This window comes from Pseudooceanicola atlanticus, assembly GCF_000768315.1.
GTDB lineage: Bacteria > Pseudomonadota > Alphaproteobacteria > Rhodobacterales > Rhodobacteraceae > Pseudooceanicola > Pseudooceanicola atlanticus.
The window spans coordinates 507,077-527,051 of sequence record NZ_AQQX01000002.1 but is presented as its reverse complement, the minus strand read 5'-3'; the positions used below and the strand labels follow the sequence as shown (position 1 = coordinate 527,051).

Here is a 19,975-nt window from a genome sequence, read left to right as displayed (position 1 = left end):
AAAATAAAGAATCGGCGCAGTCTTCCTTCATGACGACGCTGACCAAGACCTTTGCCGCCCTGTCGGATGACACCCGCCTGACGCTTGTCGAAAAGCTGCTGAAACGGGGCGAATTGCCCGCGGGCACTCTTGCCGCCGAGGCCGAGATTTCGGCCCCCGCGATCTCGCGCCACCTCAAGGTGCTGCGGGAGGCCGGGGTGATCGTGCAGAGGGTCGAAGGCACGCATCGTTACTATTCGGTCCAGCCCGACGCCCTGCGCGCCATCCACGGCTGGACCATGGACCATCGCGCCTTCTGGAGCGGCAGCCTTGACCGGTTGGACACGCTGCTGGCGCTGGAGCCTGACGACACACCCGGGGAGGGGACGGAATGAAGGATACTGAAACGACCGATATCGAGTTCATCCGCGACTACAATGTCGCGTTGTCCCGCCTCTGGCGTGCGGTGACGGAACCGGTGCAGATAATCCAGTGGTTCGGGCCGGAAGGCACCTACCTCGAGACCTGCGACCTGGATTTCCGCCGCACCGGGCCATGGACCTGCACCATGGTCGGCAAGGAAAGCGGCGCGCAGTTCAAAGTGTCGGGCCAGATCACCCATGTGCGGCCGCCCGAGGGCGGAGAGGGCTCTGTCGGGTTCACCTGGGCCTGGCATGACGACACGGATCAGCGCGGCCCGGAAAGCCACGTGACCTTCACGGTCGCAGAGACGGAGACGGGCGCGCGGCTGACCCTGACCCATCGGGAGCTTGCGGATACCGAGGCCGGCCAGGCCCATTCCCGCGGCTGGCTGTCGACCCTGCGGAAGCTGGATTTCTTCCTCGATCCGGATGCGTCCCTGCAGACGTGATCCAGCCCTCAACCCTTTGAAAGGAAAGACCTATGCCCAAGTTCATGTATATCTATCACGGCGATGCCTCGTCCGTGCCCGCCACCCCCGAGGACCAGGAGGCCGCGATGAAGGCCTGGGGCGACTGGATGGCCGAGGTCGGCCCCAAGCTGGTCGATCCGGGCGAGCCGGTCGGCAAGTCGAAATCTGTCACCGCCGATGGAGTGCTGGACGAAGTGGCCAACGCGGCCTTCGGGTATTCCATCATCGAGGTCGACACGATCGAAGAGGCCTGCGCGCTGGCCAAGGGCAACCCGATGGTCGCCGGTGGCGGTTCCGTCGAGGTGGCAGAGATCATGCCGATCCAGATGTGAAACGGGTGGCGCCGGGGCTGGCCCCCGGCGCTTTCGTCCTGCGGGCGTTTTACTCGCCGTAGGGGACCCAGACGGTCTTGACCTCGGTCGCCTGGTCCAGGAATTTCCGGCCCTCGCCCTCGCGGCCGAACCAGTCACGGGCCAGGCCGTTGTTCACCCAGGTCCGTTTCAGGTTCCCCGCGCTCTTCGCCTCCACGACCTTGCTGAGGTCGGAGGAGGAGAAGGACCAGACGGCCTCTACGTCCAGATGCGCGGCCAGGGTTGGTGCCAGTTCCGCGTGGGAGCCGGTGACGATGTTCACCACGCCGCCCGGTACGTCCGAGGTTTCCAGCACCTGGTAGAAATCCGTCGCCGCCAGCGGGAAGGGCTCGGACGGGACCAGCACGCAGCGATTGCCCATGGCGATGGCCGGTGCCATGACCGAGATGAAGCCCAGCAGCGGATCCTCATCGGGGCAGAGCGCGCCGATCACGCCAACGGGTTCACGCACGGCCAGCGCCATGCCGCGGATCGGGACCTGGCGCAGGTCGCCGCCATACTTGTCGGCCCAGGCCGCATAGGTGAACAGCCGCGACACGGAGGCCGCGACCTCCTTCTCGCCGCTGCGCCCGCCGGTCATCGCGTCGATCCGGTGGGCGAATTCGGCGGCGCGCGCCTCGAGGTTCTCGGCGATGTAATAGAGGATCTGCGCCCGCAGGTGACCCGTCGTCCCGGCCCAGCCCTTGGCACCCTGCGCGGCCTCGACCGCGTTGCGGATGTCCTTGCGGTTGCCGATGCCGACATGGCCCAGCAAGGCGCCTGACTTGCCCCAGACGGGACGGGCATAGCCGCCATCGGGTCGGGCCTGCTTGCCGCCGACATAGTTCTTGGCGGTGCGGTCCAGGCTGCCATCGCCGGGCTTGTCCGGGTCGCCGGTCAGCGGTTCGATCTCGCTCAGCGTCTTGCGTTTGCCTTCGGGGCGCAGGTAGGCCGACAGCCCCTCCCATCCGCCTTCGCGGCCAAAGCCGCTCTCGCGCACGCCGCCAAAGCCTGCGGCCGCATCGAACATGTTGGTGCCGTTGATCCAGACCACGCCCGCGACCAGCTTCGGCGCCATGCCAAGCGCCAGGTTCACGTTCTCCGTCCAGACGGACGCGGCCAGGCCATAACGCGTGTTGTTGGCCAGCTGCACCGCCTCGTCCGGCGTGCGGAAGGTGGTGGAGACGAGGACCGGGCCAAAGATCTCCTCCTGCATCAGCCGGTCGGAGGTGGACAGGCCGGTGATCAGCGTGGGCGGGTAGTAGCAGCCCTCGGGGATGTCGCAGGCGGCGCGGTAGACGTCTCCGCCCGCATTGTCGACCAGCCCGTGGATCGTCTCCAGCTGCACCGGATCGACGATGGCGCCGACGTCGATGCACTTGTCCAGCGGATTGCCGACGCGCAGCTTGTCCATCCGCGCCTTCAGCTTGGCATGGAACCGGTCGGCCACGCCCTCCTGCACCAGCAGGCGGGATCCGGCACAGCAGACCTGCCCCTGGTTGAACCAGATCGCATCGACCAGACCCTCGACCGCGCTGTCGAGATCGGCATCGTCGAAGACCACGTATGGCCCCTTGCCCCCCAGTTCGAGCGTCAGGCCCTTGCCCTGTCCGGCGGTGGCCTCGCGGATGCGGCGGCCCACATCGGTCGAGCCGGTAAAGGCGACCTTGTCGATGCCGTCATGGGTGACAATGGCCTCGCCTGTCGCGCCGTCGCCGGTGACGATGTTCACCACGCCCTTGGGCAGCCCCGCCTGGCGACAGATATCGGCAAAGCACAGCGCGGTGAGCGAGGTGTACTCCGCCGGTTTCAGCACCACGGTGTTGCCCGCGGCGATGGCGGGGGCGATCTTCCAGGCCAGCATCAGCAGCGGGAAGTTCCAGGGGATCACCTGGCCGCAGACGCCCAGCGGCTCCATCCCCGGCGCTTCGCTGTCCATCAGCTGGGCCAGGCCCGCATGGTAATAGAAATGCCGGGCGACCAGCGGCACGTCGATGTCGCGGCTTTCGCGGATCGGCTTGCCGTTATCCATCGTCTCGAGCACGGCCAGAAGGCGGGCATGTTTCTGCACCAGACGCGCCAGCGCATAGAGGTGCCGCGCCCGGCCATGACCGCCCAGCTTGGCCCATTTCGGCTGGGCCTTGCGGGCGGCGGCCACGGCTTTGTCCACGTCGCCCGGCGTGCCCTGAGTGATATAGGCCAGCACCTCGCCGTTGGCGGGGTTGCGGCTTTCGAACGTGTCGCCGACCTCGGTCCAGGCGCCGTCGATGAAATGGCCGAACCGGTCGCCCTGATCGATCAGCCAGGCCAGCGCGTCGGCGGCACTTTCAGGGGCGGGGCCATACTCCATGGTGTCGAAAATTTCCTTGATGGTCATCGGCTTGCCTCGCAGGTCGTGAGGAGGAGTGTCGGGTGATCCGGGTCATGAACCAGGCGCTGAACCGTGATGGAAGGGCCGAAGCCCGGGCCATTTTCGGTGCGCACCATGTCGCCATGCAGGACATACAGGCCGGTCTCGTCCGGGTAGACCCGCCGGGTCAGCGTGCCCTGCATCATCCGGATGGTTTCGGGCGCCGCGCCTGCGGTCACGACCAACGTCGATTTCAGGACCGAGACCGCGCTCAGATCCGGGGTCTGGCCGGCGGGCTGCCAGGGCGCGCAGGCATAATCCTGACCGGCCAGCGCGGGACCGGCGGTCAGCAGCATTGCGGCAGCAAGGGACTTAGCCAGCCGCATGGCGCCATCCGGCCGAATAGGCGCCGGTCACGTGGTGTTCCAGCTGCCGTTCGATATCGCCCAGCAGCGACGACGCACCAAAGCGGAACATGTCGGGCTGAAGCCAGCGGTCGCCCAGTTCCTCCTTGATCAGCGACAGGTAGACCAGCGCATCCTTGGCCTTTGAAATCCCGCCCGCGGGCTTGTAGCCGACGCGATAGCCAGTGCGCTCGTGATAGTCCCGGATCGCGCGGATCATGACCAGCGACACGGGCAGGGTGGCGTTGACCGATTCCTTGCCTGTCGAGGTCTTGATGAAATCCGCGCCCGCCATCATGCAGACCAGAGAGGTGCGGGCGACATTGCGCAGCGACCCCAGCTCGCCGGTCGCGAGGATCGCCTTCACATGCGCATCGCCACAGGCGGCCCGGAATTCCTTCATCTCGTCATAAAGCGCCTGCCAGTTCCCGGTCAGGACGTGGCGGCGGGAAATCACGATGTCGATCTCGTCCGCGCCGGCCTTCACGCTTTCGCCGATCTCGGCCACGCGCAGGTGGAAGGGCGACAGACCGGCGGGAAACCCGGTGGACACGGCGGCAACGGGAATGCCGGTGCCCTGAAGCGCCTCGACGGCGGGGGCCACCATGTCGTGGTAGACGCAGACCGCGCCGGTGGTGATCCCCTCGACGCCCAGTTTCTCCATGATGTCATGGCGCACGGGCTGGCGAGCCTTGGCGCAGAGGCGGCGCACCCGTCCCTCGGTATCGTCACCGGCCAGGGTGGTCAGGTCGATGCATGTGATCGCCTTCAGCAGCCAGGCGGCCTGGTAATCCTTCTTGACCGACCGGCGCCCCGGCAGGGTGCCCGCGCGGCGTTCGATGGCGCTGCGATTGGCCTGTGCCGACAGCACCCAATCGAGGTCCAGATCCTGGCCGGGATTGCGCGGCTCGACCATCTGGGGAAGTTGCGCTGTCATGTGGTCGACCTTGCTTTGCATCCACTCCTCCGGGCGTCTGGTCTGGGTCGGGCGCAAGGTCGCACGGCCCCAAAGCCATGGCAAGCGCGCCGTAAAGGAAGCATCGGTTGCGCGGAAAACAGGCGGCCAGTTGCTCTAGTTGCGAATGGTTCGCAAATGGCTTGACAAAGATGCGAACGGTTCGCATCTTGCCGCCGAACGCTTTGCGCTATGTAGGATTCCATGTCTGTGAACCGCCGCTCCTTCCTTGCCACCGGTGCCGCCGCCGCACTGATGCCCACGCTGATGCCGGTGCGGCCCGCCCGCGCCGCGACGGGCCTTTCGGTTGTGGCCACGACCGGCATGATCGCCGACGCCGCTCGCACGATCCTGGGCGACCTGGGCGAGGTGCGGGCGCTGATGGGGCCGGGGGTCGACCCCCATGCCTTCCGCCAGACCCGCAGCGATATCGTGGCGATGACCCGGGCCGACCTGACGCTTTATCACGGTCTATACCTCGAGGCGCAGATGGAGGAGTTCCTGCAAAACCTCGCCCGCCGCCGCGCGGTCGTGCCGGTGGCCGACGGGCTGGGTCGCGACCGGTTGCTGAGCCACCCGGATTACGACGGAAAGTTCGACCCGCATGTCTGGATGGTCCCCGACATCTGGACCGATGTGGTCGCCGCGATCTCGGCCGCGCTGATCGACGCGGCCCCCGAAGGCGAGGTGGCCCTGACCGCCCGGACCGAGGCCTATCAGGCGCAGGTCAAGGCGTTGCAGGATTACGCGGAAACCGTGCTGAGCACCGTGCCCGAGGAGGCCCGCGTTCTGGTCACCGCCCACGATGCCTTCAGTTATTTCGGCCGCGCCTACGGGTTCGAGGTGCTGGGCATCCAGGGGATCTCGACCGAAAGCGAGGCCGGGCTGAATCGTATCCGCGACCTCGTCGACACGCTGGTCGACCGAAAAATCGGCGCGGTCTTCGTCGAAACCTCTGTCTCTGATCGCAACATGCGGGCGCTGATCGAAGGTGCCGCCGCACGGGGCCACAAGGTCGAGATCGGCGGAGAGCTGTTCTCCGACGCCATGGGCGAACCCGGCACCTATGAGGGCACCTATCCCGGCATGATCGACCATAACGTCACCACCATCGCCCGCGCCCTTGGGGGCACCCCGCCGGATCGTGGGATGATGGGCAAGCTGGCGGCCGGGATCTGACCATGACAGATGCGCAGCTTCCCCTGCAGGTGCGTGGCCTGACCGTGTCTTACGGCGCCAGCCCCGCGGTCTTTTCCGCCGATATGCGGGTCGAACCGGGGGCGATGACGGCGATCATCGGGCCGAACGGGGCGGGCAAATCGACCCTGCTCAAGGCGGTGCTGGGCATTGTGCCGGCCCTGTCGGGGCAGGTCACGGTCTATGGCAAACCGCTCGACAAGCAGCGCAGCCGGATCGCCTATGTCCCGCAGCGCGCCAGTGTCGACTGGGATTTCCCGACCCGCGTGATCGACGTGGTGCAGATGGGGCTCTACCGCCAGCTTGGCCTGCTGCGCCGGATCACCGGGCGGCACCGCAGCCTGGCCATGGACTGCCTCGACCAGGTCGGCATGGCCGATTTCGCGGACCGCCAGATCGGCCAGCTGTCGGGCGGGCAGCAGCAGCGCGTCTTCCTCGCCCGGTCGCTGGCGCAGGGGGCCGACCTCTACCTGCTGGACGAACCCTTTGCGGGGGTCGACGCGGCAACGGAAAAGGCGATCATCGACGTTCTCAAGTCGCTCAAGGACGAAGGCCGGACGATCCTTGCCGTGCATCACGACCTGTCGACCGTCCCGGATTACTTCGATCGCGTCTACATCATCAACAAGTCCCCCGTCGCCGAAGGCCCGGTGGCCGAGGCCTTCACCCAGGACGCGCTGCAAAGGGCCTATGGCGGGCGCCTCGCCTCGGGCCTGCTGGATCAGCTTTTCCCGGTGGCAGAAGCCGCGCCGGCCCCCGGCTTTCCCGCGCGCACCGCATGATGGGCCAGATGTTCGGGTTGGGCTACAACGTGATCCTCGTGGCCACCGGGGCGGGCCTTCTAGGTCTGGCCGCGGGCGGCATCGGCGCGTTCCTCTTCCTGCGCAAACGGTCGCTGGTCAGCGATGCGATCAGCCATGCGACCCTGCCGGGCGTGGCGCTGGCCTTCCTCGTCATGGTCGCGCTTGGCGGCGACGGGCGGAACCTGATCGGGCTGATGGGCGGCGCGGCGCTGTCGTCGCTGGCCGGGCTGGTCATCGTCCACTGGCTGGACCGCCGCACCCGCCTGGGCGAGGACGCGGCGATTGGCGCGGTCCTGTCGGTCTTCTTCGGTTTCGGCATCGTGCTGCTGACCGTGATCCAGACCATCGGCGCGGGGCGCCAGGCGGGGCTGGAAAGCTTCCTGCTGGGATCGACCGCCGGGATGCTGCGCAGTGACGCGATCATCATCGCCGTGGGTGGCGCACTGGCGCTGGCCGCCTGCGCGCTGTTGCGACGGCCGATGACGCTCGTGTCGTTCGACCCGGAATATGCGGCGACGCAGGGCATGCGGCCCGCCCGGATCGACATGGCGATGATGGCGCTGGCCCTCGCGGTGACGGTGGTGGGCCTCAAGGTCGTCGGCCTGATCCTGATCGTCGCCCTGCTGATCCTGTCCCCCGTTGCCGCCCGGTTCTGGACCGAACGCAGCGAGGTTGTCGCCCTGCTGGCCGGGCTGATCGGCGGAGTGTCGGGGGCGGCGGGGGCGGTGATCTCCTCCCTCGCACCGGATCTGCCGACCGGGCCGATCATCGTGCTGGTCGCCGCCGCGATCTTTGCCGTGTCGCTGGTCCTGGCGCCGCAACGTGGCGTGTTGGCCGGGGTGATCGCACAGTTTCAATTCCGCCGCAGGGTGCATCGCCGCCAGGGCCTGCTGGCCGTGGCGCAGGGCCAGCCGATCTATGAACCCTACACGCAACGCCTGTTGCGGCAGGAGGGGCTGATCCGCCGCGATGGCGTCGCCACCAGCGACGGGCAGGCCGCGGCCGAACGCGCCGCCCTGGATGAACGCCGCTGGCACATGCTGCGTGGCCTGCCCGAGGCGGCGCCGATGGCCGCACGCTATGACGGGCTGACCCCGATCGAAACCGTGCTGACCGCCGATCAGATCGCCGATCTTGACCGCCGCCTGACCGCCGAGGGGGCCGCGTGATGGGAGAGGAATTCGTCGCCCTGTCCCTGCCGCCGATCCTGATCGGTTGCCTTGCGGCACTGGCCTGTGCGCTGCCCGGAAACTTCCTGCTGCTCAGGCGGCAGGCCCTGATCGGGGACGCGATTTCACACGTCGTGTTGCCGGGGATCGTGCTGGGGTTCCTTGTGACCGGCACGTCCTCCACCTGGCCGATGATGCTGGGGGCCGCCATCGCTGCGGTCGTGGCCGTCGTGCTGATCGAAACCGTGCGCCGGGTCGGCCGGATCGAACCGGGGGCGGCCATGGGGGTGGTGTTCACCACGCTCTTCGCCGCCGGGGTTCTGCTGCTTGAGCAATCCGATACGTCCTCGGTTCACCTGGACGTGGAACACGCGCTCTATGGCAACCTGGAGAGCCTCATCTGGCTGGACGCAACGGGGTGGAGCAGCCTCTGGGACCCGGTCGCGCTTGCCTGGCTGCCGCCAGAGCTGACGCGGATGGCCGTCGTCCTGGTGATCGTGGCGTTGTTCATCGCGGTGCTGTGGCGGCCGTTGGCGATTTCCACCTTCGACGAGGGCTTTGCCCGGTCGCTGGGCCTGCCCGTCTCGGCGCTTGGACTGGCGCTGGTGATCGTGTCGGCCATCGCGGCGGTGGCGGCCTTCGATGCGGTCGGGTCGATCATCGTGATCGCCATGTTCATCTGCCCGCCCGCCGCGGCGCGGATGATGACCGACCGGCTGGCCGTGCAGGTGGGCTGGAGCATGCTCTTCGCCGTGATCTCGGCCGTGCTGGGCTATGTCATCGCGGGCTACGGGCCGCTCTGGCTGGGCTATGCGGATGCGGTCAGTGCGGCGGGGATGATCGCCACGATTTCGGGTCTGATCCTTGGGGCGGCGGCGCTCTGGGGGCCGAAGCGGCGCGGTGCTCAGTCCTGAGCGAAGGCCTTGGCCAGCGCCTTGAACCCTTCCCGTTTCAACCGCTTGGTGTCGGTCAGCGTGACCGGCACATGGGCGTCCTGCAGGCCCTTGGCATAGCTTTTCGACACTGGCCCGTCGCCGATCAGAACCGCCTGCTGGCCCAGCCACAGCGTCCGCGCCGCGCCGATCTCGGCCCCGATCAGGGTGCCGGTGCGGGTCGCGTCGTCGGGGGCATCGTGCAGCAGCATCGGCAGGCGGTCCGGGCTGTCCATCGCGGCGTCGAGGCCGTTGACACCCTGATCCGACAGACCAAGCGCGGCGATCAGCGCAGGCGTCGCGCTGCCCTGCAGGTGGATCGCCTCTCCGGCCGACAGCGTGATCCAGAGCGACGCGCGGTCGCCCAGCACCACCGCGATTCCGTCCCAATGCGGGTTGAGCGCCTGGAACCCGATCAGGGCCAGGCGATCCACCGACCGCAGTGCGCCCAGATCGGGCAGGTAGATGCCGCCCGGCCCCTCTGTCGGGGCTTCGGGGATCAGCTTGCCGGGAAGGGGTTCGCCGGGGGCGGCGGGGTCGCCCACGACCAGGGCCATGTCCGCGCCGGGGCCATCGCCCCAGGCGCTGTCGTCACCGATGATCTTGCCAGTCCATGTCATGTCGACGGGATAGGCGGCGCGGGACGGATGGTCAATCGGCCCTTATTTCGCGGCGGTCGCGTGGGGGCGACCGGTCAGGGTCCGGTGGGCGTCGTATTGCGACAGGAAGACCTGACCGCTGAGTTCGTCCAGGAAATGCGACCGTTTCAGGCGGTCCATGACCGGGCCCTTCACCTCGCTCAGGTGCAGCTTGATGCCCATTTCCGACAGGCGGGTGTTGATCGCCTCGAGGGTTTCCAGCGCCGACAGGTCGATCTCGTTCACCGCCGAACACATCAGCACCACATGCTCCAGAGGCTGGTCGCAGACGACGCGGTCATAGACGAGGTCCTGCAAGAAGGCCGCGTTGGCGAAATAGAGGCTTTCGTCGATGCGGATCGTGATCAGCTCGGGGTGGGTTTCGACATTGTGGCGGTTGATGTTGCGGAAATGCTGGGTGCCGGGGACCAGCCCGACCTCGGCCACATGGGGGCGCGACGTCTTGTAAAGAAACAGCAAAATCGAGATGCCGACCCCGGCCGAGACGCCGATTTCAACGCCCAGCGTCAGTGTCAGCAGGATCGTCGCGGACACGGCAGCGAAATCGACGCGCGAGTAATCCCAGGACCGGCGCAGGATCGAGAAATCGACCAGGCTGAGCACGGCGACGATGATCGTCGCGGCCAGAACCGCCTTGGGGAGGAAGAACAGAAGTGGCGTCAGAAGCAACGCGGCCAGACCGATCCCGATGGCCGTGAAGGCCCCGGCGGCGGGTGTTTCGGCGCCCGCATCGAAGTTCACGACAGAGCGCGCGAAGCCCCCGGTGACCGGGTACCCGCCCGAAAACGCGGCGGCGACGTTCGATGCGCCGAGGCCGATAAGCTCTTGATCCGGTGCAATTCTCTGACGTTTCCGCGCGGCCAGCGTCTGCGCCACGGAGACGGATTCGACGAAACCGATGATCGAGATCAGCAGGGCGGACAGGAAGAGCTGACCCCAGAGTTCCATCGAGAAGGAGGGGAGCGACAGGGGCGGCAGGCCGGTCGGCACGTCACCGACGATGGCGACGCCGCGGTCCTGAAGGTTCAGGCCCCAGACCGCGAGGATCGACACGGCGACCGCCATGATCGGGCCGGCCTTGGCCAGAAGGTCGGCGGACCGCTGGCCCAGCCCTGCGGAAAGCAGCAGTGGTTTCAGCCCCTTGCGCACCCAGAACAGGAAGGCGAGCGAGGCGAGCCCGATGACCAGCGTGATCAGGTTGGTGTCGGGCAGGTGAGTGGCCAGGGATCCCAGCAAATCCAGCAGGTTATGGCCATGGGCGGAGACCCCGAAGATGTGCTTCAGCTGCGACGTCGCGATCAGCAGACCGGAGGCGGTGATGAAGCCCGCGATGACCGGGTGGGACAGGAAATTTGCAAGGAATCCAAGGCGGAAGAAGCCAAGCGCCAGCAGCATCAGACCCGACAGGAAGGCCAGGGTGATGGCCGCCGCGATGTATTCCGGCGTGCCCTGCGCCGCGAGGTTGCCCGCCGCCGCTGCCGTCATCAGCGACACCACCGCGACCGGCCCCACGGCCAATGCCCGCGACGTGCCGAAGATGGCATAGGCCACCAGCGGCAGGATCGAGGCATACAGCCCCATTTCCGCCGGGAGGCCCGCCAGAAGCGCATAGGCAAGTGATTGAGGAATAAGCATGATCGTGACGATCAGCGCCGCCACGAGGTCCGACGTCAGCGTCGTCTTGTCGTAGGTCTTGCCCCAGTCGAGGATCGGGAAATAGCGGGAAAGGGAGCGGAGGGTGAGGGCAGGACGTGTCACGGAATCAACTTTCGACTGGGTGGGTGCAGAACATATAAAAGAATTAGAATATGTTTTTCAACCCCTCGTTTCGGGCCCCGGTTCTCAGCCCCGTGATCTCTGTCGGTCAGCCCTCATACCACGCGGTGTTGCGTGAACCGGTTAACGGCCCGGACGGGACGTCGGTATCACGTCGGTGCTGCGTCGGTATCGCGTCGGTGGCGCGACGGGGCAGGGCACTGGGCTTAACGCAGCGGCCGCAGCACGCGCGCAGGGCAACGCCCCCCGCGAAAGGCGGGGCGCGCCACGAAACTTGCGGTGGGGGGCTTAGTGGGCCTCGGCCCAGTTCTTGCCGTGACCGGCATCGACGACCAGTGGGACGTCGATCTTAACGGCGGGGGCGGCGGCGGATTCCATCACCTTGCGCGCGGCGGCGGTGACGTCCTCGACGGCGGATTCGTCGACCTCGAAGATCAGTTCGTCATGGACCTGGAGCAGCATCTTGGCGGGCAGCCCCTCGATCGCCTCGGGCATCCGGATCATCGCGCGGCGGATGATGTCGGCGGCCGTGCCCTGGATCGGCGCGTTGATCGCGGCGCGGCGGGCAAAGCCGGAGCGCGGCCCCTTGGCGGCGATGTCGGGGGTATGGATGCGCCGCCCGAACAGCGTGGCGACATAGCCGTTCGCCTTGCCGAATTCGGTGGTCGAATTCATGTAATCCTTGATGCCGGGGAAGCGTTCGAAATAGCGGTCGATGAAGCCCTGCGCCTCGCCGCGCGGAATGCGCAGGTTGCGGGCCAGCCCGAAGCCGGAAATCCCGTAGATCACCCCGAAATTGATCGCCTTGGCCTGGCGGCGGACCTCGGGCGTCATTTCATCCAGCGGCACGCCGAACATTTCCGACGCGGTGGCGGCGTGAATGTCCTGACCTTCGGCGAAGGCCTCCTTCAGCTGGGGGATGTCGGCGATATGGGCGAGGATGCGCAGTTCGATCTGGGAATAGTCGAGCGAGAGAAGCAGCTTGCCCTCCTCGGCGATAAAGGCCTCGCGGATGCGGCGCCCTTCCTCGGACCGGACGGGGATGTTCTGAAGGTTCGGATCGGTGGAGGCGAGGCGGCCGGTATTGGCCCCCGTCTGCACGTAGGAGGTATGCACCCGGCCGGTTCCGGGGTGTATATGTTCCTGCAGGCTGTCGGTATAGGTCGACTTGAGCTTGGACAGCTGCCGCCAATCCAGCACGCGGGCGGGCAGGTCATGTTCGGTGGCCAGGTCTTCCAGCACGTCGGCGCCGGTGGCATAGGCGCCGGTCTTGCCCTTCTTGCCACCCTCGAGTCCCATCTTATCGAACAGGATCTCGCCCAGCTGCTTGGGCGAGCCGACATTGAACGTCTCCCCGGCCAGTTCGTGGATCTCGGCCTCGAGCCCGGCCATCTTCTGGGCAAAGGCGTTGGACATGCGCGACAGGGTATCGCGGTCGACCTTGATGCCGTGCATTTCCATCTGCGCGAGCACGGGCGACAGCGGGCGTTCCAGCGTCTCGTAGACGGTGGTGACCTTCTTGACGTGCAGCTGCGGTTTCAGGGTCTGCCAGAGGCGCAGGGTGATATCGGCATCCTCGGCGGCATAGCGGGTGGCCTTGTCGACGGGCACTTTGTCGAAGGTAATCATCGACTTGCCGGAGCCCAGCAGCTCCTTGATCGGGATGGGCTGGTGGCCGAGGTAGCGGTCGGACAGCGTGTCCATGCCATGGGTGTGCAGGCCCGCGTTCAGCGCGTAGCTCATCAGCATGGTGTCGTCGATCGGCGCGACCGAGATCCCGTAGCGTTTCAGGATCTTGGCGTCGTATTTCATGTTCTGACCGATCTTGAGGATCGCGTCATCCTCCAGCACCGGTTTCAGCAGGTCGAGCGCCTCGTTCAGGGGCATCTGGCCCTCGGCCAGGTCCTCGGTCGCGAAGAGCCCGTCGCCCTCGGCCGCCTTGTGGGTCAGCGGCACGTAGCAGGCCTGGCCGGGATCGGTGGCGATGCAGATGCCCACCAGGTCCACCTGCATTTCGTCGAGGCCGGTGGTTTCGGAGTCGATGGCAACGTAGCCGCGTTCGTAGATGCGGTCGATCCAGGTCTGAAGCTGGTCCGCCGTGGTCACGGTTTCATAGCTGTCGGGGTCGATCTCGGGCATCTCGACCTGTTCGGGGGCGTCGCCACCACCGAGTGTTTCGGTTTCCGGCGGCGCGGGCGGTTCGACGCCCATCTGGTCGGCGATGCGCTTGGTGAGGGTGCGGAACTCCATCTCGTTGAGGAAGCCCAGCAGGGTCTCGGTATCGGGGTCCTTCACCTCGAGATCGTCGAGCGTGAAATCGAGCGGCGTTTCGCAATCCAGCTGCACCAGCTTCTTGGACAGCTCGATCTGTTCGCGGTTCTCGATCAGGGTCTGGCGGCGCTTGGGCTGCTTGATCTCTTCGGCGCGGTCGAGAAGGTCCTCGAGCGAGCCGTATTCGTTGATCAGAAGCGCGGCGGTCTTGATGCCGATGCCGGGCGCGCCGGGGACGTTGTCGACGCTGTCGCCGGCCAGGGCCTGCACGTCGACCACGCGGTCGGGGCCGACGCCGAACTTGGCCTCGACACCCTCGACGTCGATGCGGGTGTTCTTCATCGCGTCCAGCATTTCGACCCCGCCGCCGACCAGCTGCATCAGGTCCTTGTCCGAGCTGATGATCGTCACGCGGCCGCCGGCGTCGCGGGCCTGGCAGGACAGGGTGGCGATGATGTCGTCGGCCTCGTAGCCCTCAAGCTCCTTGCAGGCGATGTTGAACGCCTCGGTCGCGCGGCGGGTCAGGGGGATCTGCGGGCGCAGGTCTTCGGGCATCGCCTCACGGTTGGCCTTGTAGAGGTCATAGAGGTCGTTGCGGAACGTGTGGCTGCCCTTGTCGAAGATCACCGCGACATGGGTCGGCGCATCGGGGCCGGTATTCCCTTCGACATAGCGGTGCAGCATGTTGCAGAACCCGCTGACGGCGCCGATGGGCAGGCCGTCGGATTTGCGGGTCAGCGGCGGCAGCGCGTGATAGGCGCGGAAGATGAAGGCCGATCCGTCGATCAGGTGCAGGTGGCAACCTTTGCCGAATTGCTGGGTCATTCTGGGCCTCCGCGCGTGATCCGTCGCCGGAGTCTTGCCACGTTCCGGGGGCTGCTGCCAGCCGCCTTTTCCGGGCGGCAGGGACGTGGCGCATCAGGCGCGGACATGGGTCACGGCCCGGTGCCATCGGCCGGGCCTGGGGATCGGATTGTCAGGGGGGGTGCAGAGGGCGTCAGGCGCCCTCATGGCCTTTCAGCACGAATTTGGCGTCGCAATAGCCGCATTCGACAAAGTTCGTCTCTTCGGGGATGAACAGCCAGACGCGGGGATGGCCAAGCGCGCCTTCGCCGCCATCGCAGGCCACCTTGCGGGATTCCACGACCTTGGTTTCGGGGGCCTCAATCGTCATTGGCGCATTCCTCTGGCTGGCATTCGTGCTGCGCCGCAATATGGGGGAAAGGCCGGGTCCGGGCAAGCCCTTGAACGGGATCATCCTAAAGCGCTCAGGCCGTGTAGGCGCGGGCCTGGAAGCAATTGTTCCGAGCCGAGCGGATATCGACAAAGGCGATGTCCCCGCGGGCCAGGATCGCGTCGATCCGGGCGGGGACCTCTGCGGCGGGCACCACGTCGCCGGTGCCGTAGGCGATTCGCTCGCTGGCGAGGTAGCCCTTGACCAGGTAGGTCGGGCTTTGCGTCAGGATTGGCGGCATCCCGACGCCCTGCCATGGCGCGCACTCGTCGTCGCAGAGGAAGATCGGCCCCGCCTCGGCATAGGGATGCAGCGTGGTGAAGGGGCGCAGGGCGAGGATCAGCATCCCCGCACCCTTCGGCACGTTCCGCAGGCAATGGCGGCAGGGCGTGCCATCGCCGTCCGACACGGCAAGTTCGGGCGGCAGGCCGTAATCGTCGGGGGCGCCGTTGCGCCAGGCGGCGACCTTGTCGCTGGGCAGGGGGCGGATCGTGTGGGGCATGGCCTGGGTCCTTTTCGGGCTGGGGGTCTGCCCGTCACCCTGCGCCGCGCCGCCCCCGGCCCGCGACCCGAAGCTTGCGCATTGCAGGCGGTTGCGTCCCCCGGCGCAATGTTCCCTAATCGGCCGGCAAGCCATCCGGCGTGAACCGGACCGCAAGACCAGAGGAGACTTACATGCTGCAATCCGTGCGGATCATCGAGATCGAGGGGATCGGCCCCGGCCCGTTCGCGGCCATGACGCTGGCCGATCTCGGGGCCGAGGTCATCACCATCCACCGCAAGGATGCGCCCGAAGCCCGCGCGGCCCAATCCGCCAACCCGCTGGATCGCGGCAAGCGCTCGATCACGCTGGACCTGAAGGATCCCGCCGACCTGGAGGTCGCGAAAAAGCTGATCGCCAGCGCCGACGGGCTGATCGAGGGGATGCGCCCGGGGGTGATGGAACGGCTGGGCCTGGGCCCCGAGGAGATGCGGGCCGCCAATCCCCGCCTGGTCTATGGCCGCATGACCGGCTGGGGCCAGACCGGGCCCAGGGCGAAACTGGCGGGCCATGACCTGAACTATATCGGGCTGTCCGGCGCCTTGTGGTACGCGTCGCTGCCCGGTCAGCCGCCGATGACCCCGGCCACGCTGGTGGGCGATATCGGGGGCGGGGCGCTCTACCTCGTGATCGGTATGCTGACGGCGCTGATGCGCGCGAAGGAAACGGGGCAGGGCAGCGTCGTGGACGCGGCGATCGTCGACGGTTCGGCCCACATGATGAACCTGCTGATGTCCATGGCCAGCGTCGGCGGCACCGTCACAGAACGCGGGCAGAGCCGCCTGGACGGGCCGCATTGGTCGCGCAGCTATCGCTGTGCCGATGGCGGTTTCATCGCCGTGCAGGCGCTGGAGGCCAAGTTCTACGCGATCTTCCTGGACCGTCTTGGCCTGTCCGAGGATCCCGATTTCCTGCGCCAGAACGACAAGGCGCTGTGGCCCGACCTGTCGGCCCGGCTGGAGGCAATCTTTGCCACCGAACCGCGCGACCATTGGGCCGCTTTGTTCGACGGACTGGATGCCTGCGTCGCGCCCGTGCTGCCGCCTGTGCAATCGGTCGCCGACCCGCATATCGCGGCGCGCGGCATCTGGCATGGCGAGGGCGAGGACCTTCAGGCCGCCGCCGCCCCCCGCTTCGACGGCGCGACCCCCGCGGCGCCCGCCCGCCCGGCGGAACGCGGGGCCGACAGCGCAGCGATCCGGGCAGAGCTGGGCCTGTGATCCATCTGCCGTGCCAAAGGGGCCATTGGGGGCCGCGCACCCACTGGTCCCGTTGCGCGCGGTTATGGCGGTGGCGTACGGCCCGTGCGGGTGCCGCCGCGTCTGATGCGGTGTTGGAAACATCCGGGGCAAAAAGCCTCAATTCGCCTTGTTTAGAGACTGAATCTGCATCGGTTCATCACCCTTACAGCGCTACTCGGCACCGCATTTCATCACAAGATCCCGCCGCTGATCGCCCCCTGCACACCGGTGTGACCAATATTCCCCTTGTTTAGGCTCTGATTCAGTCCGGCAGACCCGCCTCTGCCCAAAGCCATCTTGCGCGGCCCCCGGCAATCCGCCACTGAGCATCCATGGACCGCACCACCACCCCTTTCGGGCTGATCGCCCTGCTGCTGCTGGCGGGCATGTGCGCGGCGGGGCAGTTCGCCAAGGTGTCGGTCATCTTCCCCGCGGTGCAGGCCGCCTATCCGCAGGCCGGGGCGTCGCTGGGCTTCCTCGTCTCGATCCTCAGCCTGACGGGTGTGCTGACCGGGCTGATCGCGGGGATGATCGTGGCGCGTACGGGGTTTCGCCGGGTGGTGATCGGCGGGCTGATCCTAGGGGCCGTGATGAGCCTCTTGCAGGCGCTGATCCCGCCCCTGCCGCTGATGCTGGCCAGCCGCGCGGTCGAAGGCGTCAGCCATATCTCTCTCGTCGTCGCGATCCCGACGCTGATCGCGCAGTTCAGCGCGGCGCGGCACCGGCCCTATACGATGACGCTCTGGGGCAGCTATTTCGGCGTGACCTTCGCGCTGGTGGCCTGGCTCGCCACCCCGCTGGCCGAGGCGCACGGCCCGGCGCCGATCTTCGTGGCCCACGCGGTGGCGATGCTGGCGCTGGCCGCCGCATTGGCCCGGGCGCTGCCGGCGGGCGCCGTGCCGCGCTCGGACACTCCGCTGCCGGGGCTGCGTCGCCTGCTGGCCGATCACCCGCGCATCTACGCCTCGCCCTACATCGCGGCCCCCGCCCTGGGCTGGTTCTTCTACACGCTGACCTTCGTCGCCCTGCTGACGGTGCTGCCCCCCTACCTGCCCGAGGCGCACCGCACCGCCCTGACCTTCTGGATGCCGATCGCCGGCATCTTCGTCTCGCTCAGCCTGGGCGCGCAATTGCTGCGCTACATGCCAGCGGTGCAGATCGTGCTGATCGGCCTGGCGCTGGCGGGGGCATCGGTGCTGGCCATGGCGCTCCTGCCGGGCGCGTTCTGGCCGCCCGTGGCGCTTTTCGGGTCGCTGGGGCTGGTGCAGGGGGCCAGCTTCACCGCGATCCCCCAGCTCAACCCCGAGGCCGGGGACCAGGCGCTGGCCAATGGCGCGCTGGCGCAGATGGGCAACCTTGGCAACCTGCTGGGCACGCCGGTGCTGCTGGCCATGACCGCGCCCTGGGGCTTCACCGGGGCGCTGATCTTCGCGGGCCTCGCCTATCTGGGATGCGCCGCCGTGCACCTTGAGGCCGCCCGCCGCAGAGCCCGCCGCCGGACCCGGCGCGCCTGATCCGCCCCCGAACCCACGCCCCTCTTTCATCTGGCCGGGAAATATCCCGGGGGGTGCCATGCCCCGGGCATGGCAAAGGGGGGCAGAGCCCCCCTTTCCAGGAAATGGAACGCGCGCTCAGCGCGCTCCGCTGGATTACGCCAATCAGACGCTCATGCAGACATATTTCATCTCGAGGTAATCCTCGATCCCGTGATGGCTGCCCTCGCGGCCCAGGCCCGATTGCTTCACGCCGCCGAACGGTGCCACCTCGGTCGAGATGATGCCGGTATTCACCCCGACGATCCCGTATTCCAGCGCTTCGGCCACCTTGTAGACCCGGCTCAGATCCTTGGCGTAGAAATACGAGGCCAGGCCGAAGATCGTGTCGTTTGCCATGGCGATCACGTCATCCACGTCGTCGAACTTGAACAGCGGCGCCAGCGGGCCGAAGGTCTCGTCCGTGGCGACCTGCATTTCCTGGGTCACGCCGGTGACGATGGTCGGCGGGCAGAAATTCGACCCGTCCTCGCCCAGCTCGCCGCCGTAAAACACCAGCGCCCCCTTGGAGGTCGCGTCGTCCAGGTGTTCCTTCACCTTGTCCTTGGCTTCGGGGTTGATGAGCGGGCCCAGCTGGACACCGTCCTCCAGCCCGTCGCCGACCTTCATCTCGCTGACCTTCTGCTTCAGCTTCTCGGCGAAGGCGTCATAGACCCCGGCCTGTACGTAGATCCGGTTGGCGCAGACGCAGGTCTGGCCGTTATTGCGGAACTTGCACATGATCGCGCCCTCGACGGCGGCATCCAGATCGGCGTCGTCGAAGACGATGAAGGGGGCGTTGCCGCCCAGCTCCATCGAACATTTCATGACCTGGTCGGCGGCCTGGCGCAGCAGGATGCGCCCAACCTCGGTCGAGCCGGTGAAGGTCAGCTTGCGCACCTTCGGGTTCTCGCAGAATTCCTTGCCCGCCTCCGAGGACCGCGACGAGGTCACGATGGAGAACACGCCCTTCGGAATGCCCGCGCGTTCCGCCAGAACGCCCATGACCAGCGCCGACAGCGGGGTTTCTTTGGCCGGCCGGCCGACGAAGGAACAGCCCGCGGCCAGCGCCGGGCCGGCCTTGCGGGTGATCATCGCATTGGGGAAGTTCCACGGCGTGATCGAGGCCGCGACCCCGATCGGCTGCTTGATGACCATGATGCGCTTGTCGCGCTGGTGGCCGGGGATCATCTCGCCATAGACGCGCTTGGCCTCCTCGGCGAAGAACTCGATGAAGGACGCGCCATAGGCGATCTCGCCCTTGGCCTCGGCCAGCGGCTTGCCCTGTTCGGCGGTCAGGATGGTGCCCAGGTCGTCCTGGTTCTCCATCATCAGGTCGAACCACTTGCGCAGCACCTGGGCGCGTTCCTTGCCGGTCCAGCTGGCCCAGTCCTTCTGCGCCTCGTAGGCCTTGTCGATGGCATGGGAGATTTGCGCGCGGCTCAGGTCGGCGACGCGGGCGATCACGTCGCCGCGGGCCGGGTTGACCACGTCGAAGGTGCCTTCGTCCCCTTCGACCCATTCGCCGGCGAGGTAGGCCGCCTCGACCAGAAGCGAGGGGTCCTTGAGCAGGGATTTCAGATCGGTTGTTTGGTCCAGCATGGTATGTCCTCCGGATGACGGGCGGTAATTGGGCTTTGTTGGATCACTTAGTCCGTCCGCTGTCCAGAGCCATCACCAAAGCCATACC

The 19,975-nt window shown here is 67.0% G+C and carries 18 protein-coding genes; 9 read left to right on the top strand and 9 right to left on the bottom strand.

The features are described 5' to 3' along the window. Positions 1-29: 29 nt before the first annotated feature. From ATO9_RS06660 to ATO9_RS06650, 3 genes are read left to right on the top strand one after another with little or no spacing between them, the layout of a single operon-like run. Positions 30-374, top strand: a complete 345-nt coding sequence (locus ATO9_RS06660; RefSeq protein WP_043747035.1) for an ArsR/SmtB family transcription factor — start codon at positions 30-32, stop codon at positions 372-374. Further along, complete coding sequence (locus tag ATO9_RS06655; protein WP_043747032.1) at positions 371-850, top strand: SRPBCC family protein; 480 nt, start codon at positions 371-373, stop codon at positions 848-850. The genes ATO9_RS06660 and ATO9_RS06655 overlap by 4 nt, the downstream gene beginning before the upstream one ends. Positions 851-882: 32 nt before the next feature. Continuing rightward, entirely contained in the window at positions 883-1,203 is a 321-nt protein-coding gene (locus tag ATO9_RS06650; protein ID WP_043747030.1) for a YciI family protein, read from the top strand. A gap of 49 nt (positions 1,204-1,252) precedes the next feature. Here ATO9_RS06650 and ATO9_RS06645 read toward each other — a convergent pair whose 3' ends face one another. Genes ATO9_RS06645 through deoC form a run of 3 tightly spaced genes read right to left on the bottom strand, consistent with a single transcriptional unit; the run spans position 1,253 to position 4,933 of the window. Beyond that, positions 1,253-3,598 (bottom strand): aldehyde dehydrogenase family protein, encoded by a 2,346-nt coding sequence (locus ATO9_RS06645; RefSeq protein ID WP_043747028.1) that lies wholly within the window; start codon positions 3,596-3,598, stop codon positions 1,253-1,255. After that, on the bottom strand, positions 3,595-3,957 hold the full coding sequence (locus ATO9_RS06640) for a hypothetical protein (protein ID WP_043747026.1): 363 nt from the start codon (positions 3,955-3,957) through the stop codon (positions 3,595-3,597). Before ATO9_RS06640 ends, ATO9_RS06645 begins: the two co-directional genes overlap by 4 nt. Next, complete coding sequence (gene deoC / locus ATO9_RS06635) at positions 3,944-4,933, bottom strand: deoxyribose-phosphate aldolase (RefSeq protein WP_043747023.1); 990 nt, start codon at positions 4,931-4,933, stop codon at positions 3,944-3,946. Before deoC ends, ATO9_RS06640 begins: the two co-directional genes overlap by 14 nt. A 201-nt stretch (positions 4,934-5,134) precedes the next feature. Here deoC and ATO9_RS06630 point away from each other — a divergent pair, with 201 nt between their 5' ends. From ATO9_RS06630 to ATO9_RS06615, 4 genes are read left to right on the top strand one after another with little or no spacing between them, the layout of a single operon-like run. Then, positions 5,135-6,109, top strand: a complete 975-nt coding sequence (locus tag ATO9_RS06630; RefSeq protein WP_156127809.1) for a metal ABC transporter solute-binding protein, Zn/Mn family — start codon at positions 5,135-5,137, stop codon at positions 6,107-6,109. Between the two features lie 2 nt (positions 6,110-6,111). Further along, positions 6,112-6,909, top strand: a complete 798-nt coding sequence (locus ATO9_RS06625; RefSeq protein ID WP_043747021.1) for a metal ABC transporter ATP-binding protein — start codon at positions 6,112-6,114, stop codon at positions 6,907-6,909. An 8-nt stretch (positions 6,910-6,917) separates the two neighbouring features. Then, positions 6,918-8,099 carry a metal ABC transporter permease gene (locus tag ATO9_RS06620; protein ID WP_156127818.1) on the top strand — a complete coding sequence of 394 codons (1,182 nt, stop codon included), beginning with the start codon at positions 6,918-6,920 and terminating at the stop codon, positions 8,097-8,099. Continuing rightward, positions 8,099-9,013, top strand: coding sequence for a metal ABC transporter permease (locus ATO9_RS06615; RefSeq protein ID WP_081979473.1), 915 nt, complete (start codon positions 8,099-8,101; stop codon positions 9,011-9,013). The genes ATO9_RS06620 and ATO9_RS06615 overlap by 1 nt, the downstream gene beginning before the upstream one ends. Here the strand turns inward: ATO9_RS06615 and ATO9_RS06610 are convergent. The 5 genes from ATO9_RS06610 to ATO9_RS06595 all read right to left on the bottom strand — a co-directional run bounded on the left by ATO9_RS06610 (position 9,004) and on the right by ATO9_RS06595 (position 15,473). After that, positions 9,004-9,651 (bottom strand): 2-dehydro-3-deoxygalactonokinase, encoded by a 648-nt coding sequence (locus ATO9_RS06610; protein WP_043747013.1) that lies wholly within the window; start codon positions 9,649-9,651, stop codon positions 9,004-9,006. The genes ATO9_RS06615 and ATO9_RS06610 overlap by 10 nt on opposite strands. A 42-nt stretch (positions 9,652-9,693) precedes the next feature. Beyond that, a complete protein-coding gene (locus tag ATO9_RS06605; RefSeq protein ID WP_043747011.1) occupies positions 9,694-11,448 on the bottom strand; it encodes a SulP family inorganic anion transporter in 1,755 nt (584 codons plus the stop codon). A 306-nt stretch (positions 11,449-11,754) separates the two neighbouring features. Next, the gene (polA, locus tag ATO9_RS06600) at positions 11,755-14,562 is read right to left on the bottom strand and encodes a DNA polymerase I (RefSeq protein WP_043747008.1); all 2,808 of its coding nucleotides are present in this window, start codon (positions 14,560-14,562) and stop codon (positions 11,755-11,757) included. 172 nt (positions 14,563-14,734) lie between these two features. Beyond that, positions 14,735-14,911 (bottom strand): zinc-finger domain-containing protein, encoded by a 177-nt coding sequence (locus ATO9_RS23855; protein WP_081979472.1) that lies wholly within the window; start codon positions 14,909-14,911, stop codon positions 14,735-14,737. Positions 14,912-15,005: 94 nt separating this feature from the next. Continuing rightward, complete coding sequence (locus ATO9_RS06595; protein ID WP_043747006.1) at positions 15,006-15,473, bottom strand: DUF1203 domain-containing protein; 468 nt, start codon at positions 15,471-15,473, stop codon at positions 15,006-15,008. Positions 15,474-15,646: 173 nt separating this feature from the next. Between ATO9_RS06595 and ATO9_RS06590 the strand changes: the two genes are divergently transcribed. Both ATO9_RS06590 and ATO9_RS06585 read left to right on the top strand, forming a co-directional pair. Next, a complete protein-coding gene (locus tag ATO9_RS06590; protein ID WP_043747003.1) occupies positions 15,647-16,732 on the top strand; it encodes a CaiB/BaiF CoA transferase family protein in 1,086 nt (361 codons plus the stop codon). Positions 16,733-17,085: 353 nt separating this feature from the next. Further along, complete coding sequence (locus ATO9_RS06585; RefSeq protein ID WP_043747000.1) at positions 17,086-18,267, top strand: MFS transporter; 1,182 nt, start codon at positions 17,086-17,088, stop codon at positions 18,265-18,267. Positions 18,268-18,411: 144 nt separating this feature from the next. Here the strand turns inward: ATO9_RS06585 and ATO9_RS06580 are convergent, their stop codons facing one another. Beyond that, positions 18,412-19,887: an NAD-dependent succinate-semialdehyde dehydrogenase gene (locus ATO9_RS06580; RefSeq protein WP_043746997.1), complete on the bottom strand. Its 1,476-nt coding sequence runs from the start codon at positions 19,885-19,887 to the stop codon at positions 18,412-18,414. Positions 19,888-19,975 lie beyond the last annotated feature (88 nt).